Source organism: Rhizobium azibense (assembly GCF_004342325.1).
Lineage (GTDB): Bacteria > Pseudomonadota > Alphaproteobacteria > Rhizobiales > Rhizobiaceae > Rhizobium > Rhizobium etli_B.
Window position 1 is genome coordinate 357,261 of sequence record NZ_SMBJ01000004.1, and the last position, 16,941, is coordinate 374,201.

General features: G+C 59.5%; 19 protein-coding genes and 1 tRNA gene. 13 read left to right on the forward strand and 7 right to left on the reverse strand.

The genetic code is table 11. From position 1 onward, the window contains the following. Positions 1-19 precede the first annotated feature (19 nt). A complete protein-coding gene (lepA, locus tag EV130_RS12200; protein WP_074059856.1) occupies positions 20-1,852 on the forward strand; it encodes a translation elongation factor 4 in 1,833 nt (610 codons plus the stop codon). A gap of 649 nt (positions 1,853-2,501) precedes the next feature. On the opposite strand, the gene EV130_RS12205 is transcribed toward lepA, so the two are convergent. Together EV130_RS12205 and EV130_RS12210 are read right to left on the reverse strand one after the other, a co-directional pair. Next, the gene (locus EV130_RS12205; protein WP_132660422.1) at positions 2,502-2,960 is read right to left on the reverse strand and encodes a GFA family protein; all 459 of its coding nucleotides are present in this window, start codon (positions 2,958-2,960) and stop codon (positions 2,502-2,504) included. A 76-nt stretch (positions 2,961-3,036) separates the two neighbouring features. After that, complete coding sequence (locus EV130_RS12210) at positions 3,037-3,582, reverse strand: sugar O-acetyltransferase (RefSeq protein WP_132660424.1); 546 nt, start codon at positions 3,580-3,582, stop codon at positions 3,037-3,039. A 157-nt stretch (positions 3,583-3,739) separates the two neighbouring features. Between EV130_RS12210 and EV130_RS12215 the strand changes: the two genes are divergently transcribed. After that, entirely contained in the window at positions 3,740-4,033 is a 294-nt protein-coding gene (locus EV130_RS12215) for an Rdx family protein (RefSeq protein ID WP_074059852.1), read from the forward strand. Between the two features lie 3 nt (positions 4,034-4,036). On the opposite strand, the gene EV130_RS12220 is transcribed toward EV130_RS12215, so the two are convergent. Then, the gene (locus tag EV130_RS12220) at positions 4,037-4,456 is read right to left on the reverse strand and encodes a BA14K family protein (RefSeq protein ID WP_132551294.1); all 420 of its coding nucleotides are present in this window, start codon (positions 4,454-4,456) and stop codon (positions 4,037-4,039) included. A gap of 203 nt (positions 4,457-4,659) precedes the next feature. Here EV130_RS12220 and EV130_RS12225 point away from each other — a divergent pair. The 4 genes from EV130_RS12225 to EV130_RS12240 all read left to right on the forward strand — a co-directional run bounded on the left by EV130_RS12225 (position 4,660) and on the right by EV130_RS12240 (position 7,130). After that, positions 4,660-4,746 (forward strand) — tRNA-Leu (locus EV130_RS12225). Positions 4,747-5,389: 643 nt separating this feature from the next. Then, complete coding sequence (locus EV130_RS12230) at positions 5,390-5,920, forward strand: c-type cytochrome (protein WP_132551296.1); 531 nt, start codon at positions 5,390-5,392, stop codon at positions 5,918-5,920. A gap of 465 nt (positions 5,921-6,385) precedes the next feature. Next, entirely contained in the window at positions 6,386-6,829 is a 444-nt protein-coding gene (locus EV130_RS12235) for a hypothetical protein (RefSeq protein WP_132551297.1), read from the forward strand. A gap of 118 nt (positions 6,830-6,947) precedes the next feature. Beyond that, positions 6,948-7,130, forward strand: coding sequence for a DUF3606 domain-containing protein (locus EV130_RS12240; RefSeq protein WP_074059848.1), 183 nt, complete (start codon positions 6,948-6,950; stop codon positions 7,128-7,130). 312 nt (positions 7,131-7,442) lie between these two features. Here the strand turns inward: EV130_RS12240 and EV130_RS12245 are convergent, their stop codons facing one another. Together EV130_RS12245 and EV130_RS12250 are read right to left on the reverse strand one after the other, a co-directional pair. Then, positions 7,443-8,078 carry an NrsF family protein gene (locus tag EV130_RS12245; protein ID WP_132660426.1) on the reverse strand — a complete coding sequence of 212 codons (636 nt, stop codon included), beginning with the start codon at positions 8,076-8,078 and terminating at the stop codon, positions 7,443-7,445. Continuing rightward, positions 8,065-8,631, reverse strand: coding sequence for a sigma-70 family RNA polymerase sigma factor (locus tag EV130_RS12250; protein ID WP_074059846.1), 567 nt, complete (start codon positions 8,629-8,631; stop codon positions 8,065-8,067). Before EV130_RS12250 ends, EV130_RS12245 begins: the two co-directional genes overlap by 14 nt. 226 nt (positions 8,632-8,857) lie before the next feature. Between EV130_RS12250 and EV130_RS12255 the strand changes: the two genes are divergently transcribed. The 4 genes from EV130_RS12255 to EV130_RS12270 all read left to right on the forward strand — a co-directional run bounded on the left by EV130_RS12255 (position 8,858) and on the right by EV130_RS12270 (position 11,333). Further along, positions 8,858-9,142 carry a BufA1 family periplasmic bufferin-type metallophore gene (locus EV130_RS12255; RefSeq protein WP_132660428.1) on the forward strand — a complete coding sequence of 95 codons (285 nt, stop codon included), beginning with the start codon at positions 8,858-8,860 and terminating at the stop codon, positions 9,140-9,142. Positions 9,143-9,215: 73 nt separating this feature from the next. Beyond that, on the forward strand, positions 9,216-10,067 hold the full coding sequence (gene bufB / locus EV130_RS12260; protein ID WP_132660430.1) for an MNIO family bufferin maturase: 852 nt from the start codon (positions 9,216-9,218) through the stop codon (positions 10,065-10,067). Between the two features lie 8 nt (positions 10,068-10,075). Next, on the forward strand, positions 10,076-10,858 hold the full coding sequence (locus tag EV130_RS12265) for an HvfC/BufC N-terminal domain-containing protein (RefSeq protein ID WP_132660432.1): 783 nt from the start codon (positions 10,076-10,078) through the stop codon (positions 10,856-10,858). A 10-nt stretch (positions 10,859-10,868) separates the two neighbouring features. Beyond that, entirely contained in the window at positions 10,869-11,333 is a 465-nt protein-coding gene (locus EV130_RS12270; protein WP_245520053.1) for a DoxX family protein, read from the forward strand. A 4-nt stretch (positions 11,334-11,337) separates the two neighbouring features. On the opposite strand, the gene EV130_RS12275 is transcribed toward EV130_RS12270, so the two are convergent. Both EV130_RS12275 and EV130_RS12280 read right to left on the reverse strand, forming a co-directional pair. Continuing rightward, complete coding sequence (locus EV130_RS12275; protein WP_132551309.1) at positions 11,338-11,670, reverse strand: hypothetical protein; 333 nt, start codon at positions 11,668-11,670, stop codon at positions 11,338-11,340. A gap of 114 nt (positions 11,671-11,784) precedes the next feature. Further along, positions 11,785-13,380, reverse strand: a complete 1,596-nt coding sequence (locus tag EV130_RS12280) for a GumC family protein (RefSeq protein WP_132660434.1) — start codon at positions 13,378-13,380, stop codon at positions 11,785-11,787. A 133-nt stretch (positions 13,381-13,513) separates the two neighbouring features. Here EV130_RS12280 and EV130_RS12285 point away from each other — a divergent pair, with 133 nt between their 5' ends. From EV130_RS12285 to purU, 3 genes are all read left to right on the forward strand, one after another. Then, positions 13,514-14,578 (forward strand): glycoside hydrolase family 5 protein, encoded by a 1,065-nt coding sequence (locus EV130_RS12285; RefSeq protein WP_132660436.1) that lies wholly within the window; start codon positions 13,514-13,516, stop codon positions 14,576-14,578. Positions 14,579-14,583: 5 nt separating this feature from the next. Next, positions 14,584-15,828: a hypothetical protein gene (locus EV130_RS12290; RefSeq protein WP_132660438.1), complete on the forward strand. Its 1,245-nt coding sequence runs from the start codon at positions 14,584-14,586 to the stop codon at positions 15,826-15,828. Positions 15,829-16,043: 215 nt separating this feature from the next. Next, positions 16,044-16,928 (forward strand): formyltetrahydrofolate deformylase, encoded by an 885-nt coding sequence (purU, locus tag EV130_RS12295; protein WP_074059837.1) that lies wholly within the window; start codon positions 16,044-16,046, stop codon positions 16,926-16,928. Positions 16,929-16,941: the final 13 nt, after the last annotated feature.

Here is a 16,941-nt window from a genome sequence, read left to right on the forward strand (position 1 = left end):
CGGGGGGCGGCACTGCTATATGGCGCGCATGAGCACCAATCCGACGACTCCGCTGTCCCACATCCGCAACTTCTCGATCGTGGCCCACATCGACCACGGCAAATCGACGCTTGCCGACCGCCTGATCCAGACGACCGGCGGCCTTGCCGAGCGCGAAATGTCCGAGCAGGTGCTGGACAACATGGACATCGAGCGCGAGCGCGGCATCACCATCAAAGCGCAGACCGTGCGTCTGCACTACAAGGCGCAGGACGGCGAAACCTACATCCTGAACCTGATCGACACCCCCGGGCACGTCGACTTCGCCTACGAAGTCTCGCGCTCGCTCTCGGCCTGCGAGGGGTCGCTGCTCGTCGTTGACGCGTCCCAGGGCGTGGAGGCGCAGACGCTTGCCAATGTCTACCAGGCGATCGACAACAACCACGAGCTCGTCACCGTCCTCAACAAGATCGACCTACCGGCGGCAGAACCTGAGCGCATCAAGGAGCAGATCGAGGAGGTGATCGGCATCGACGCTTCCGACGCGGTCCTGATTTCCGCCAAGACCGGTCTCGGCATTCCAGCCGTGCTGGAAGCCATCGTCCACAAGCTGCCGGCGCCGAAGAGCCCGGGCGGCGAAAAGGCGCCGCTCAAGGCCCTGCTCGTCGACAGCTGGTACGACGCCTATCTCGGCGTCATGGTTCTGGTGCGCGTCATCGATGGCGTACTGACCAAGGGTCAGACAATTCGCATGATGGGCACCGATGCCAAATATCAGGTGGAACGCGTCGGCGTGCTGACGCCGAAGATGGTCAATGTGGATTGCCTCGGTCCTGGCGAAATCGGTTTTATCACCGGCAGCATCAAGGAAGTGGCCGATACCCGCGTCGGCGATACGATCACCGAGGACAAGCGACCGACTGCCGAAGCGCTGCCTGGCTTCAAGCCGGCCCAGCCCGTCGTCTTCTGCGGTCTCTTCCCGGTCGATGCTGCCGATTTCGAAGATCTGCGCGCCGCGATGGGCAAGCTGCGCCTTAACGACGCCTCCTTCTCATTCGAGATGGAATCGTCCGCAGCACTCGGCTTCGGCTTCCGTTGCGGCTTCCTCGGCTTGCTTCATCTCGAAATCATCCAGGAACGCCTGGAACGCGAATTCGACCTGGACCTCATCGCAACCGCGCCTTCCGTCGTCTATAAGATGTACATGACCGACGGTACAGAGCGTGAGTTGCACAATCCCGCCGACATGCCGGATGTCGTGAAAATCTCAGAAATCCACGAACCCTGGATCCGAGCTACGATCCTGACGCCGGACGATTACCTCGGCGGCATCCTGAAGCTCTGCCAGGATCGTCGTGGCATCCAGATCGAACTAACCTATGTCGGCACGCGGGCAATGCTGACTTACGATCTGCCGCTCAATGAAGTTGTGTTCGATTTCTACGACCGGCTGAAATCGATTTCGAAGGGGTACGCCTCCTTCGACTATGCGTTGACCGACCACCGCGAAGGCAACCTCGTCAAGATGTCGATTCTGGTCAACGGCGAACCGGTCGACGCGCTGTCGATGATGGTGCACCGGACAGCGGCTGAAAAGCGCGGCCGCGACATGTGCGAAAAGCTCAAGGAGCTGATCCCGAAGCACATGTTCAAGATCCCGATCCAGGCCGCGATCGGCGGCAATGTGATTGCCCGCGAAACCATCTCAGCGCTGCGCAAAGACGTGACCGCCAAGTGCTACGGCGGCGACGCCACCCGCAAGCGCAAGCTGCTCGACAAGCAGAAGGCCGGCAAGAAGCGCATGCGCCAGTTCGGCAAGGTGGAAATCCCGCAGGAGGCGTTCATCGCAGCGCTGAAGATGGGCGACGAGTAGATCCTTGTTTTCGACGTTATGCCCAGATTGTCTGCCCATAACCTGCGCCGGCGTTGCGAGCACTGTTGGCCGGCTTCTCTATGCAGGAGCCGCTCCGGCATCATGATGCGGCTTGATCCGCTTGTCGTCTTCAACGCGACATGACATGGCGACAGAACGCATGGCAGAAGTGCTAAGCGGCGAAGCACCTGCCCCTGAAAAGCAAGTTACCGTCCCGCTCCGCCGTGGCCGCGCAAGATTGCGCCGGCTTGCAAGCCGCCGCCGTTCCTACAGTTTCCAGCAGCAGACGACGAATCGCCCTTGGCCGATCGGTGCACCCATGCGATCGTCCTTGAAACATCTGCCGGAAGAACAGCAGCGCGAGCTTGCCTGCGGCGTTGTCTTGGTTGGCTGCTCGAGCGGACAGAAAACCTCCACCGTTCCGCTGAAGCGATCTGCAGGAGCGCCTGGCGGAACTGGAGCGAGGACAGCGGTTATCAACTTAAGATCGGATCAGAGGACAACATTGTCTGCAAGGGCATCGTGGTCGAACCCTCAAATCAAGAGATCGTTGGCGTTGTTCAGCCGGACGAAACGGGGGATTGGTCGCAGACCTGACTTCGAAAGGCAACGAGATTTCTGCCGCCTGAATTTCTCTGATCCAAGGCTTCTAAGCCTCATCCCGCGCCATATACTCCTTGACCAGCCCCTCATAGGCATTCATTTCCGGCAGCGTCTCAAAGCTATAGACCGCGCCGGTTTCGGCAAATGACAGCTTCTCCCTCGTCCAAGTCTCGATGAAAGGTGCGAACCAGCTTGTATCATCCAGCATGGTTGCACGCAGATTGACGAACCAGTCCATGCCCTCGGGTCGCGTAAAAATCCAACTCATGCAATGTGGGCAGAAATAGTGCCTTGTTACGCCGTGCAGCCCGCCAATTACGGGTTCGCCCCGCGTTATCTCGAAGCCTTCCGCCGGTATCGCGGCGCTCAGAGAATAGGCGCTGGACGACATTTTCTGGCAGCCGGCGCAATGACATGCCATTGTGAGCAGCGGCTTTGCGCTGATCTTCAGCCTGACGCGGCCACAACGGCAGCCACCTTCCCATGGCAGGTTCTTCTTGGCCATCGCCTATCCTCCGTGTTCGCCGTTAATCTAGCGCCATCCGGCGTCAATCAAGGCCAATGTCGATATGGATAAGAAATCACATCTGTATCCGAGCCGGATTGCCGACGACCCTCGCACCGCTCGGCACATCTTTCGTCACAACCGCGCCTGCGCCGACGATTGCGCCATCCCCGATCGAGACGCCGCCAAGAATGGTTGCGCCGCCGCCGATCCAGACATCCTCCCCGATTGAAACCGGCCGTGCGATCTCGATCCCGGCTTTGCGAAGGGCCGCATCCTTGTGATGTTCCGCGCAATATATATGCACGCCCGGCCCCAGCATGGAACGCTCGCCGATTGATACCGTTGCCGAATCGAGAATGGTACAGCCGGCATTGAGATAGACGCGATTGCCGAGGGCTATGTTCACACCATAGGAGCAATGAAACGGCGCCTCGATGAATGCGTCGGCAGGCGCCTTGGCAAACAGCACCGCCAATGCCGGTGCCATATTGCCGCGTTCGTCCGGCGGCATCGTGTTGTGCTGATGAACCGCCTTGCGCGCTAGCCGGCGCAGCCCCTCGAGTTCGCCATCAAGACAACAATACCACTCGCCAGCCGCCATCTTCTCCCGCTCGTTCATCTGCCTCTCCCGCTTTTGTCCGCCTATCATGCGAACTTGCCCGCAAAGCACCACAGCTGATTTCGTGACATGAACATGCCATGGCCTTCCCGCGCAAGCCGGACGTTGCGAAGCGGCCACGAAGGCCCTAAATCGGAATATTGAAAGGAACCTGCCGATGACCGACAAAGCCCGCGTGACGATCCTCTACTGCACCCAATGCAACTGGCTTCTGCGCGCCGGCTGGATGGCACAGGAACTGCTGCACACCTTTGCGGACAGCCTCGCCGAAGTGGCGCTCGTTCCGGGTACGGGCGGCAATTTCGAAATCCGCGTCAACGGCGACCTCATCTGGGAGCGCAAGCGCGACGGCGGTTTCCCAGGGCCGAAGGAACTCAAGCAGCGGGTGCGGGACATCATCGAGCCCGGCCGCGATCTCGGTCACGCCGACCGCGTTTCGCTCGAGAGCTGATCCTCAGTCGAAGGGCGATTTGCAGGTCTTGTAGATGCCCTCGTAGGTCACGAAACGATCGGTCCTCGGATTGTAGGTCCGGTACTGATTTCGGCACCATTCGACATGCATATCCTTCGCTGGCGGACGTATCCGGCGGATTGGCGGCGGATCGTAGTAGAGCTGCCGCCTGGGCTGGGCGCGCGGCTGGTAATAGGTCGGTCCTCTCGCCTCCGGCGGACGATAATTCGGCTGGATATAAGCAGGACGGTGCCATTGTTGCGGTCCGAAGCCGAAGCACCCGCGATAGTCGCAGTAGGTCGACTGAACATTGATGATCGTCGGATTGCGCTGTTGCAGCGGCGCAAGCGGAGGCGCGGCACTGGCCGCAAGCGGCACGACGGCGATGACGGAGCCAAAGATGATCGTTCGAAGAGCAGACATCACTGATTCCTTTCTGCTACTGCAGATATAGAACACCCGCCGCCGCATGGCATCCACCACAAGATTGAAATCCGTTCAGTTCGGCGTGATCGTCCCGTATCGACTTCTTCGGGAGGCATATTCGCTCTTTTTTCCAGCCTGTCAGGAAAACTTCAAAAAGCCAGTTGACAGCAAAGAGCCACCCCCTTACATGCCTCTCCGTCGCCCAGATGGCGGAATTGGTAGACGCGCCAGCTTCAGGTGCTGGTACCCGAAAGGGTGTGGAGGTTCGAGTCCTCTTCTGGGCACCATTCCCACTTAACTTGTTGATTTGTTGATAACGGCTTCCCGGCCGCTCGCTGGGTCATTGGCGCGGGTCACAGGTGATAACTCGAATGCTGCGGAAACGTCCGGACCGTTCCCCAGCCTCGGGGACCCCGATCGGCGAAGTAGCTCAAGGTTCGGGCAGCCGCATAAGGACCGAAGACGGGATCATGGTCATCGCGCCCGCTGTGGATGGCGAGAGCCTCAGTAGCGAGCGGATTGCGCCATCCATCAGGCAGTCATCGCTACTGGCCTCATTCGTCAAGTCCAAAGGCGGGCCCCCTCTTTATCGTCGCTCATCCGCGAAGCTAGCGTCGGGTTCACTGACGCACGTCACGCGCTCCGCCATTACTTCAGGAGCGCTGACTATGCGTAAAATCGCATCGCTTAGGCGACACGCATCGCCATGCGGCCGATTCCGATGACGCGAGCGCCTCAATCCCCGGCAGCGTCCAAAGCCCAACATCGTCGGTGACTTCGAATTTCCGGAAGATCCTCCTGAATGCCGTGACGCTGCCTAAAATAGCGGGGTCCTTCGCGCAATCGATAATTCCAAATGGCTAATATATAGAGCGGCTTCAACGTGATATTCAATTCATTCCAGTTGTGAGCTAAGCCACGGAGGGCAAGATGTTTCGGTTGAGCGCCCGGTTCGCATTCTTGGCCGCCTATGCAATGTGTCTGCAGCCTTCCATGGCAGCGGCTGCCGACGATACGAAGATTGCCCGGGGCGAATATCTCGTCAGGATCGGCGGCTGCAACGACTGCCACACACCGGGATATTTCTTCGGAAAACCGGATAGCTCGCGATTTCTGGGCGGCTCGGATGTCGGTTTTGAAATACCGGGGGAAGGGGTTTTCGTCGGCCGCAACATTACGCCTGACAAGGAGACCGGCATCGGCAGCTGGACCAGGGAGCAGATCGTGACTGCGATTCAGACCGGGCAGAGACCCGACGGTCGCACCCTGGCGCCAATCATGCCGTGGCATGCATTCGCGGAGCTCACTGAAGAAGACGTGACATCGATTGCAGCATTCCTTCAAAGCCTGAAACCGGTCAGCCATCAGATACCTGGTCCTTTCAAGCCGGGGGAGAAGGTTTCGACCTTTATGTTCCGGATCTTACCACCGGGTGAAACCGCAGCCGCTGCGCCAAACTAGGATACCGCGAGACGGTGACGGTGGAGTTATGAGCCTCAGCCGGCACCCGAAGCAGCCGACGAACGCTGCATCGATCCCTCCTATCTCAGCACTTCCTCCAAGGTGGTGTCCTGTCTCGGCCAAAGCCGGTTTTGCCCTACGCCCTTTGAAAACGAGCTTCGTTTCCCCGGTAAGGGCAGCTTGCGGCTCGAGGTGCACAGGGCCCCCGCCGCTTGCGCTTGTTCAGCGCCTTGATCTGCTCTGCCGTGTATCGGGCACCGTGGTAACAGCGGCGCGCGTTCTGTTGCTTACGCGAGATATTCCTTCTTCAGCTTGCAGTGATCGACGCCCGAAGATACGGGCCCCTGAGCAGGGACAGCCTACGTTTGTGGCGTCATCACTTTTGATTAGGGAATGTGGTTGTACCGCCGCTCGACTCACTTCAAGCCTGGGCGCAAAATTGCGCATCCAACCGGGCGGTGCGTAATGATCAAGGAACTCGTTACCTTCTTCTTGAAGATCTGGATCTTTCTCGGGACCCTCTATCTTGCGGTCGTAGTTTCCGACCGCTACAGCCTTGTGCCGCCGCCACCGGCGAAATGGACGGCGGAACTGCGCAACGCTCGCGAGCTCATAGACGAAGCAAACAAGCTCGCGGACAAAGCCCAACCGGTGGCGAAGGCCGCTTCCGACGTTTCCAACGCGGTCACGGCTCCTCTTCAGCTACTCACGCAGGTTTTAAAAGCCATTCCGTCAACATCGCCAGGTGCAGGCGGGATCCGACAAGCTCCAGAGCTGCCGATCACACCTCCTGGGCCAACCAGTCCCCCCGGCACCTCGGGCGGAGCAACAAACCCCCCGCCCAGTACCTTGCGGCCGCATATATTCGATCCGAGTCGGGGGGTCTTGCAGCCCCCCAAGTTTTGGTGATTGCCTGGTATTCTGAGCGCGATCCGACAACGTTAGTTACGCTATTGCTTGGGCCGCCTGAACCAACTTGTTATTCAAATCGTTCCTAAGGTCGGCATCGCAAACTTGGGAGGACGGAATGGCAGACAACAAGAAGGCCACAGGAAGGGATCGCACACGGGTTGCAACCAACCAGCCGTACGAGCTGTACTACTTCAAGCAAAAGCATGGCCTAACGGTAGAGCAAGCGAAGGACATCATAAAGAGGGCCGGCAATAGTCGCGACAAGGCAAACGAGTTGGCGAAAGCGCTGCAGAAATAACCGCTCAGGTTCAGGCGATGAGCACGAAGCATCGAAAACCACCGCGCCGCATGATGACGTTCGTCGCGATAATCTTTCTGATCGCTTGCGCCGTTGCGTTGATCTTCACCTGGACAACGCACCCAGGTGATCCGGAAGGGCAATCCCCTCCCCATGCGATCGATCAATCGCAATGAACACGAAGTCGGCAAGATAGAATACAAAGGGGCCGCCGAAACATCCCCGTAATTCGCGAATTCGACAATCACTTGTGTCTATCGCAGGCTTCCAAAGCCGATGGCGAAGACACGTCGCCTCGTAACCACCGCTCTCTTACCACTTCAGATATCGTGATCCGATCAGCGCGCCGATGGCTGTCACTGCCGCGATTGCCGTGGTGTACCAGACCGCGATAAATAGCGGGCTGTCGTCCGTGCAGTGCCAGGCATAAAGAGCTGCCGCTATCCCGCCGGCAGCAAGGCCGGCTGCGGCTCCGGCAAGGCCCGGGCTTTCCGCAGCACCACTTTTCAGCGCCCAGAGAAAACCCGCAAGCGGCGCGAGCGACAGGACCGGGATGAAGAACAGGCAGAAGCTCGCGTTGCGCCCGAGCATCGCGGTTTCCCATGCATCCTGCGGTGTGACCGACAGTTCGGCGGCGGCGCCTGTCACGAGCAGGATCAGCGGCACGAACAGCGCCAGGCTTGAAAGCCAAAGCGGAACGCCTGGACGGCCTATGCGAAAGACAAGCCCGCAAGCGGCGACGGCAAGCGTCAAGGTCACAACCACCTTGAACAGCACGCGTGCCGTTTCGATCGCGCTTGCCATGTCGGGGCGAATACCGACTGCCGACAGAAGCAACGCTGTCGAGACTGCGACGCCGATCAAAAGCGCTCCCACGAGCAAGGGCCCGAGCCGCATGCGGATGGGCGCGTCTTGTGCCAGCAGGCTGATCAGGTCATCGGTCTTCACTCGTCTCACTCCGGTATAAGGCCGCCAGCGACTTCAACGCCCGGTGCAGCGCCACGCGTACCGCACCTTCGCTCATCTTCAGCCTTTCGGCCGTTTCGCGAACACCTGCTCCCTCGATCGAAATCGAACGCACGATATCACGCTGCGGATCCTTCAGGCGATTCAACATATGTTCGGCGTCGAGCCGATCCAAGTTGCTGGCCTGTTCTTCCGCCTCGAGCGTTGTCATAACATCGTCGATCGGCACATCGATGTGACGGCCGCGGCGGCGCAGGCTGTCTATCAGCTTATTGCGCACGATCGTCGACAGCCAAGGTCCGATGGGCCGAGCCGGATCCCAGGTTCCGCGTTTCAGGTGAACAGCAAGCAGCACCTCCTGAACGACATCCTCCGCCTCGCCTGCCGGCGCGCCAAATTGCTCGCAGCGCCTGCGGGCCATGGCGCGCAGATGAGGCGTTACAGCTGAAAGAAAGCGATGATAGGCCTTAACATCGCCATCCATGGCGCTCCGCATCCAGCCTGCCCATTCCTCTTCCCGCGCTGAATATTTCACCCGACATAATCCTCTACGAGAGGGCACACATCTTTGTTACCGCTCGTTCGAGATTATTTCGCGGTAGCGGGCGAGCCTTTGTTCTCAGGCCTTTTCCCCTGCAATCGCGAAGTCGGCAAGCCGAGCCGGCAAAAAAAATGCAATACGCGATGTAACATTCCATCGATCGCCTCCGTAGCCCGCAATGCAAGCCAATCACGGATTGCCATTCTCACGGAGATGAACAATGAAAAACAGCATCGTTACGCTGGCTCTCGCAGGCTCGCTCGCTGCGGCGCTTGCCACTCTTGCCGCTCCTGCCGCTTCGGCCGCGGACAACAAGGAAAAGTGCTACGGCGTTGCCATGAAGGGTCAGAACGACTGCGCGGCCGGACCGGGGACCACTTGCGCCGGAACGTCGAAGGTCGACTATCAGCAAAACGCCTGGAAGCTCGTTCCGGCCGGTACCTGCGAGGCGATGAAGACGCCGAATGGTCACGGCTCTCTGAAGCAAGGCCCGGCCCCGGCCTGACATCCAAACATATGCGAAAAGATCGGCGGCGCCCGACTATCAGCACCGCCGTCCCACTTCCAGGAGAGATGACATGAAAGCGTCAGGACTTCCCCGTCGCGCCGGCGTCGGCTTCAAGCCGCAGCATTTCACCGACATCAATGCAAAGCCACAGCCGATCGGCTTCTTCGAAGTGCATGCCGAAAATTACATGGGTGCAGGCGGGCCGCCGCATGCCCAGCTTGGAAAGTTGCGAGAAGATTACGCGCTGTCGATCCATGGCGTCGGCCTTTCCATCGGCTCGACGCAGCCACTCGACAAGATACATCTTGCCCGCCTGAAATCCCTTTGCGACCGCTACGAACCGGAGAGCTTTTCCGAACATCTCGCCTGGTCGACGCACGCTGCAGTCTTCCTCAGTGACCTCCTGCCGCTGCCTTATACCGAGGCGACGCTTGCGCAGGTCGCCGAACATGTCGATGAGGTGCAAAACACGCTGAAGCGGCAGATGTTGCTCGAAAATCCGGCCACCTATCTGCTCTTCGAGGAAAGCACGATCGAAGAGACCGATTTTCTCGCCGAAGTCGTCAGGCGAACCGGCTGCGGCCTGCTCCTCGATGTCAACAACGTCTTCGTCGCCTCCACCAACCATCATATGGACCCGCGCGATTATCTCGCCCGCTTTCCAGTTCAGTTTGTCGGCGAAATCCACCTGAGCGGCCATTCGGAAACGATGGACGATTTGGGCGCGCGGCTTTTGATCGATTCGCATGACACGCCCGTAAAGGATCCCGTCTGGGCGCTCTACGAGGAACTGATCAACCGAACCGGGCCAATCGCAAGCCTGGTGGAATGGGACAACGACGTGCCGGAATGGCCGGTATTGCGCGCCGAAGCAGAGGCCGCTGATGCGATCCTCAAGAGCTCCGCACGCCGGGCCGCATGAGGTTCTCTGTGCCAACCACGACGCAAGACGACTTCGCAGCAGCACTGACCGACATCTCCCTGCCGGTTCCCGAGGGCTTGACCGCCTGGAATGGGCCGCGGCCGAAGCGCCGTTTTGGCGTCTATCGCGACAACGTGGCGATTGGACTGACGGGGGCGCTCGCCTCTCGGTTTCCCGTGGCCGAAAAGATCGTCGGCAAAGAGTTCTTTGCCGCGATGTCGCATGAATTCATTCGGCTCTGTCCGCCGCGCTCGCCGCTGCTTCTTGCATACGGCGACGACCTTGCGGATTTCGTCGAACGCTTCGAGCCCGCCAGGGACGTCGCCTATCTTGCGGATGTGATCCGTCTGGAAGCGGCGCGCGGGCGAGCCTACCACGCGGCAGACGCGGCTCCGCTGCAGGCCGAGCGGCTGGCCGCAATCGATCCGGATCGCCTCGCCGAGTTGACATTCCTCGCCCACCCCTCCCTGTCGGTCCTCACATCCCCTCATCCGATTGTGACCATCTGGGCAATGAATGCCGGCGAGATGGAGCTTCGGCCGATTGAAGACTGGAGCGGCGAGGACGTGTTGGTCGTGAGGCCCGGTACGATTGTCGAAGTGCATCGTCTGCCGGCAGGCGGAGCGACCTTCCTATCGGAACTTGCAAAGGGTGCCGCACTCGTTGCCGCCTTGGAGCACGCCACGGAAGCGGCGCCGGATTTCGATCTTTCATCCAACCTCGCCGGCGCGCTGCAGGCCGGCGCCTTCATCGACGTGCGCTGGAACGGCGCGGGAGACAATCATGAATGAAGAGAGCACCATGACAAGGATAGAAGCTCGCGGCCTTCCGCAGAAACTCAGCGGTGTGCTTCGTCTCCTCGGTCATATCCCGCACGACCTGATCGCCCTGGTTTCACGCATCTCGATCGGCGCGGTTTTCTGGCAATCCGGGCAAACCAAGCTCGACGGCTGGCGCGTTTCCGATAATGCCGTCTATCTGTTCCAGACGGAATACCGGCTGCCGTTTATCGATCCCTGGCTCGCCGCGCATCTTGCAGCCTTCGCCGAGCACCTGTTCCCGGCTCTTCTCATCATGGGATTTGCAAGCCGGCTCTCGGCACTGGCTCTTCTCGGAATGACGCTGGTGATCGAAATCTTCGTCTATCCCGATGCATGGCCGACACATGGAACCTGGGCCGTCTGCTTTCTGGTTATCATCGCAGGCGGACCGGGACGCATTTCAATCGACCACTTCATCGCACGACATTTTGCCCGCACGGCATGAAGCCTCAGCGCACCGGCTGATAATGGCCTCTTGCAGGCACTCTCGTCCCTTGGGTCACATAGCCGTCGCGATCGCAAACATAGACGGTGGTTGGCATGCCGCCGGAGCGGAAGATCCAGTCCCCATTGCGACGGATGCCGCGTGTTTCGGTGCGGCAGGCATATTGTTCCTCATCCTTCTTGTCAGGCTGAGACTTGACACCGGGGAGATCGGGATAGGGATAAAGGGGCTGAATGTCTGCTTTGCCCGCCCGGCTCCAATCCGCTGCAAAAGCCGGCCCGGCGATCACGCCGCTGACAACAGAAAGGGCAGCGAGCAACATCGGCAGGGATCGCATATCGGTGACCTTTCATCGCAGGACGGGCTCCAGCGTCCTCAAATCTAGGAAGCAGCAAAGCAGGCATCAAGCCGTCGAGCAGGCACGGGCACGACAAATTGATTTCGAAGCCCTTTACCGCTGGGCCTGCCGGCGGAAATAGCTCCGAATGACCGGATGGGCAAAGAGGCTTGCCAGGATCGCAAATGCCGCGCCGGCGGCAAAGCCGGTGAACAGCCCGCCGATGACGCCGGCGACCAACAGGGTCTTCTTGCCGGGGCCGTCCGCTTTCGTTGGGGGTTCGGCTTCTGAAATGACGCGGATATTGCTCTGCGGAAGGTTCTGCTCCTCGGTTGTCTGGCTGGAGCGCTTCAGGACGCTCTCGTAGATTTCCCGGGCGGCCGTCGCCTTGCGCTGCAGTTCGTTGAGTTCCACTTGCTTGTCGGACGTGGTCGCCTGCAATGCCTTTTGAATGTTAAGTTCCTTGGCAATCGCCTCCTCGGCCTTTGTCGCCTGCTCGTAATCGGCGCGCGCCGAAGCCACCATGCGCTGCAATTCCCCCTTTATTTCGCCCGAAATGCTCTGCAGTGACGAGCGGGCGGCCTGCAGGCGCGGATGGCGCGCACCCATCTGGCTTTCGAGGCTGCCGACGGCTGCGGCCTGCGCGGAATATTGCTGTCGAAGGCTCGCAAGCGACGAGTTCACAGAACCGCCCTCGGTTCGACTGTTGGCGACGACATCCTCGAAGCTCATGTTGGCGGCCGCATCCGCGCGGGCCTTGGCCTGAATCGTCTTTTCCTGCGCAGTCAGCAGCAGCGTATTCAACGAGGCAAGGCGCTGGTCGGAAATCAGATTGCCCTCCGTTGCCGCCATGTCGTTGCCGGCGCGGAAGGTCTCGACGGCCTGCTCGGCCTCCTGCACTTTCTGGCGCAGATCGGTCAATCGAACATCGAGCGTCGCCGTGGTATTTTTATACAGACCTGTCGAGGCACTGCTTTCCTCCTGCATGAAGGAGGTCACGACCTGGTTTGCAAGCGCGGCGGATTTCTCGGGGTTGTTCGTCACGGCCGTCAGCGATACGACATAGGTACTGCTCTGGCGGGTGATCGTGAGCGCCTTCTCAAGGGCGCCGACCACAGCTGCGTCGTCGCTCCGGCCGCCGTTGAATTCCGGATCCTCTGCAAGCTTCATCGTATCGGCAACCCGGCGCAGCACATTTCCGGACATCAAAATCTGCACCTGGCTGTCGATCATCGACGAAATCATCTCGGGCGAAATCGTCGTTGATTGCGTCTGCGGATCAGCAAGTCCGATCTGGCGCGGGTCGAAGTAAAGGCTGGTGCTTGCGGTGAATTTTTGCGGCAGCAACGGCAGCAGGGCGCCGCCCGCCAAAGCGCCGAGCGCGGCCAGGGCGAGGACAATCAGCCTTCTGTTCCAGATCGCAAAGATGACCGAGCGCGTATCGACAAGCGGCGCGTCAGGATCGACTGAAACCGGCACTGCGCGGACAATGGCAGGCTGCGGCTTCAATGGCACAGGCTGTGTCCGGCGCAAGTCCTTTTCTGGCGGTGCGGGCGACGGCTGCGCCTCCGGCTCGGGATTGGATTTTGCGAAATCACCAGGCCTGAGGACAGGCGCGCGCGCGGGAGAGCTTTCCGGCGCGGTTGGCGCAGGCTCGTAGCTTCGCCAGCTAGGCAGCCGACTAACCCTGTTCCTGTCGAATTGACTCATGAACACACTCGTGACCTGCCGACACAGATCTTTGGCGGAGGTAGACCGACTTTAGAAATCCTTAGCTAACGGAGCGTTAAGATACCCTACCCGATATTGCCGGAACATGGCAGAACTCCTGAAAGCGAGATCGATGAAGGCCGCGTTTTCCACAAGGCGCCACATGCTGACGATTGCCGCGGCAGCAATGCTGCCGTGGAACGCGGGCCCTGCCGACGCCGCGGGCCCCTGCTTTCGCGGCATCAATCTTTCCGGTGGCGAATTCGGCAATCCGGATGGAGCGATTTTCAAGGACTATGCCTACCCCTCCGAAGTGACGATCGGCTACTTCAAGCAGAAGGGGATGAATATCGTCCGCTTGCCTTTCTTGTGGGAGCGGCTGCAGCCCGAGCTCGGGCAGGCACTGAACGACGCCGAACTCCAGCGCATCAAGGACACGGTGGCCCTTTTTCGAAAACATAAGATGAGCGTCATTCTCGATCCGCACAATTATGCCCAGTACAGGAAAACCCAAGTCGGGACACCGCCGGCAACGACGCTGGCATTTGCAGATTTCTGGACAAGACTCTCATCCGAATTTGCCAACCAGGACGACGTGATTTTCGGGCTCATGAACGAGCCCCACGACATTGCCAGCGACAAATGGCTGAGCGCAGCCAACGCGGCGTTCCGCGGCATCCGGGCAGTCGGCGCCAACAATCTGATCCTCGTGCCGGGCACGAAATGGACAGGCGCCCATTCCTGGCAGTCCGATGGCCCGGGCGGGCCAAACGGCACGGTGATGCTCGGCGTCAAGGACCCGCGCAAGAACTATGCCTTCGAGGTTCACCAATATTTCGACAGCGACTTTTCCGGCACGCATGACGAATGCTCCGGCAATGAGAATGCCAGGAATGCCATCGTCGGCATGTCCGATTGGGCTCGCAAGAACGGCACCAAGGTCCTGCTGGGCGAATTCGGCGTTTCGCAGGCACCGGAATGCATCGCCGGCTTGAAGGCGGTTCTGGATGCGATCCACGACAATTCCGACGTCTGGCTTGGCTGGACCTATTGGGTGGCCGGCGACTGGTGGCCAGAAAGCGAGCCCTTGAACGTGCAGCCCCACGAGGGCCATGAGCGAAAGCAGATCGCGGTGCTGGAAGCCGCCGCCAAGGCGCCTTCTCCTGCCGAGGACGCGTGCCGGACGATGGGCAGGTAGCGGAGATGGAGCAGCGAGATGCAACAACGAAGGAACCGATCGACTACGGCATCCTGGCAGTCGGCGTGCTGGCGGTCACTTATAATTGCATTCTCGCCTTCATCAATCACAACATCACGCCCCTTGCGTCGTCACATGTCGCCCTCAGCGAAATCCTGCTGCTGATCTATTCATTTGGCTTCCTTTTGAAGAGGGGCCTTTATGAAGAAGACCTCGCTCCGCTTGGCTATTTGCTGGCGACAATCTTCCTCACCATCTATGTGATCGCGGTCAATCGCTCAGGCTATATCGACCACCTGCGCAACGTGCTCATCATCTTCGCTTTCGTCATCATGGGCCGATGGACGAACGAACGAACGCTGAAGCTGATATTCAAGTTATGCTGCGTTGTCGTGCTGGCGGTGCTGATCTGCGAGATTGTCTCTGTGCAAGCCTATGTGGCGCTCTTCCATCCGGCTGAATATTTCGAAAACACCCGCGGCGTGCCGCGCGCCACCTATAGCGACATCGGGCTGTTTCGCGGCGCGCTCGGCTTCCCGTCCCGCTTTTCCTTCGGAATTATCGATCACCGGTCCTCATCGATCTTCCTGGAGCAGGTGTCCCTTGCCAATTTCTGTGGCGTGCTGGTCATCTATCTCGTCAGTTTTTCCAATCGCCTGAGATCGTTCGACCGGCTGCTCTTCGTGTTCACCGTCATGCTGATCCTCGTCACCAACGACACGCGTACGATGCTGATATTCAGCCTGGCCTGCCTCGGCGGCTACTTTATCTTTCCGTGGATTCCGAAGATTTGCGATTTCTTGATGATGCCGACGATTATCGTCATGGGCTTCGTCATCCATGCATTCCGTCCCGATGCCCATGACGACGATTTCGTCGGCCGCATCAGCGGTACAATCCGGAACATCCTCGCGATGGATATCCCGGCTGCACTCGGCCTTGAACTCGAGAAAGCCACGACCTTTGTCGACAGCGGCTACGTCTACATAACCTATGGCGCCACGATCTTCGGCCTCATCCTCTTCTGGCTGTTCGTCTCCTTTTTCCCGGCAAGCGAGACGCCGAACCAGAAGCGTCTTGCCCATTCGCTGTCGCTTTTCATGTTCCTGAACCTGATGATCGGCTCCACGGCGATATTCTCCATGAAGACGGCCGGCCTCGTCTGGCTGCTCGTCGGCTTCCTGAGGGTCAACGAGGGCGTGCGCGGGAAACGCACTGCCGGTAAAGTGGGCATGCCGGTTTCTGCCTGAGCGGTTGCGCGGCGGGGATACGCGACGGCGCAGGCGGAACAAAGCCTCGCCATGATTTGCGTAAGTTGGAGCGTAACGAGCGGATGCAGGAGCCTGCAAGTCCTTGACAGCTTCTCTTGCAAACGTTGCACGAACGAAAGAGCTTCGCCCGATGCGGCGTAGCTGCTTTGATCTAAGCAGACCTGTCGGCTAATGCCGCGAGAGAGAAGAAAGCCATGACGCATTATGTACTGACTGTATCGTGCCAATCGACGCGCGGCATCGTGGCGGCGATTTCGAATTATCTCGCCGAGCAGGGTTGCAACATCGTCGATAGCTCGCAGTTCGACGACCTCGACACCGGCAAATTCTTCACCCGCGTCAGCTTCATTTCCGAGGAAGGCGTTGCACTGCCGGCGCTGAAGGAAGGCTTCAAGCCGATTGCCGAGAAATTCGCGATGGAGGCTGAAATCCACGACGGGGACAGCCGCATGAAGGTGCTCTTGATGGTCTCCCGCTTCGGCCACTGCTTGAACGACCTGCTCTACCGCTGGAAAATCGGCGCACTGCCGATCGACATCGTCGGCGTCGTGTCCAATCACTTCGACTATCAAAAGGTCGTGGTCAACCACGACATTCCCTTCCATCACATCAAGGTCACCAAGGAGAACAAGCCGCAGGCCGAAGCCCAGCTGCTTGAGCTCGTCGACCAGACCGGCACGGAACTGATCGTGCTCGCCCGCTATATGCAGGTGCTTTCCGATGCGATGTGCCGCAAGATGTCAGGCCGGATCATCAATATCCACCATTCCTTCCTGCCGTCCTTCAAGGGCGCCAACCCGTACAAGCAGGCCCACGAGCGCGGCGTAAAGCTGATCGGCGCCACGGCGCACTACGTCACCGCCGACCTCGACGAGGGTCCAATCATCGAGCAGGACACGGCGCGCATCACGCATGCCCAGAGTGCCGAGGACTATGTCTCGATCGGCCGCGACGTCGAAAGCCAGGTGCTGGCACGCGCCATTCATGCCCATATTCATCGCCGCGTCTTCTTGAACGGCAACCGCACCGTCGTCTTCCCGGCAAGCCCGGGAAGCTACGCCTCCGAACGTATGGGTTGAAACCGCACCCGAA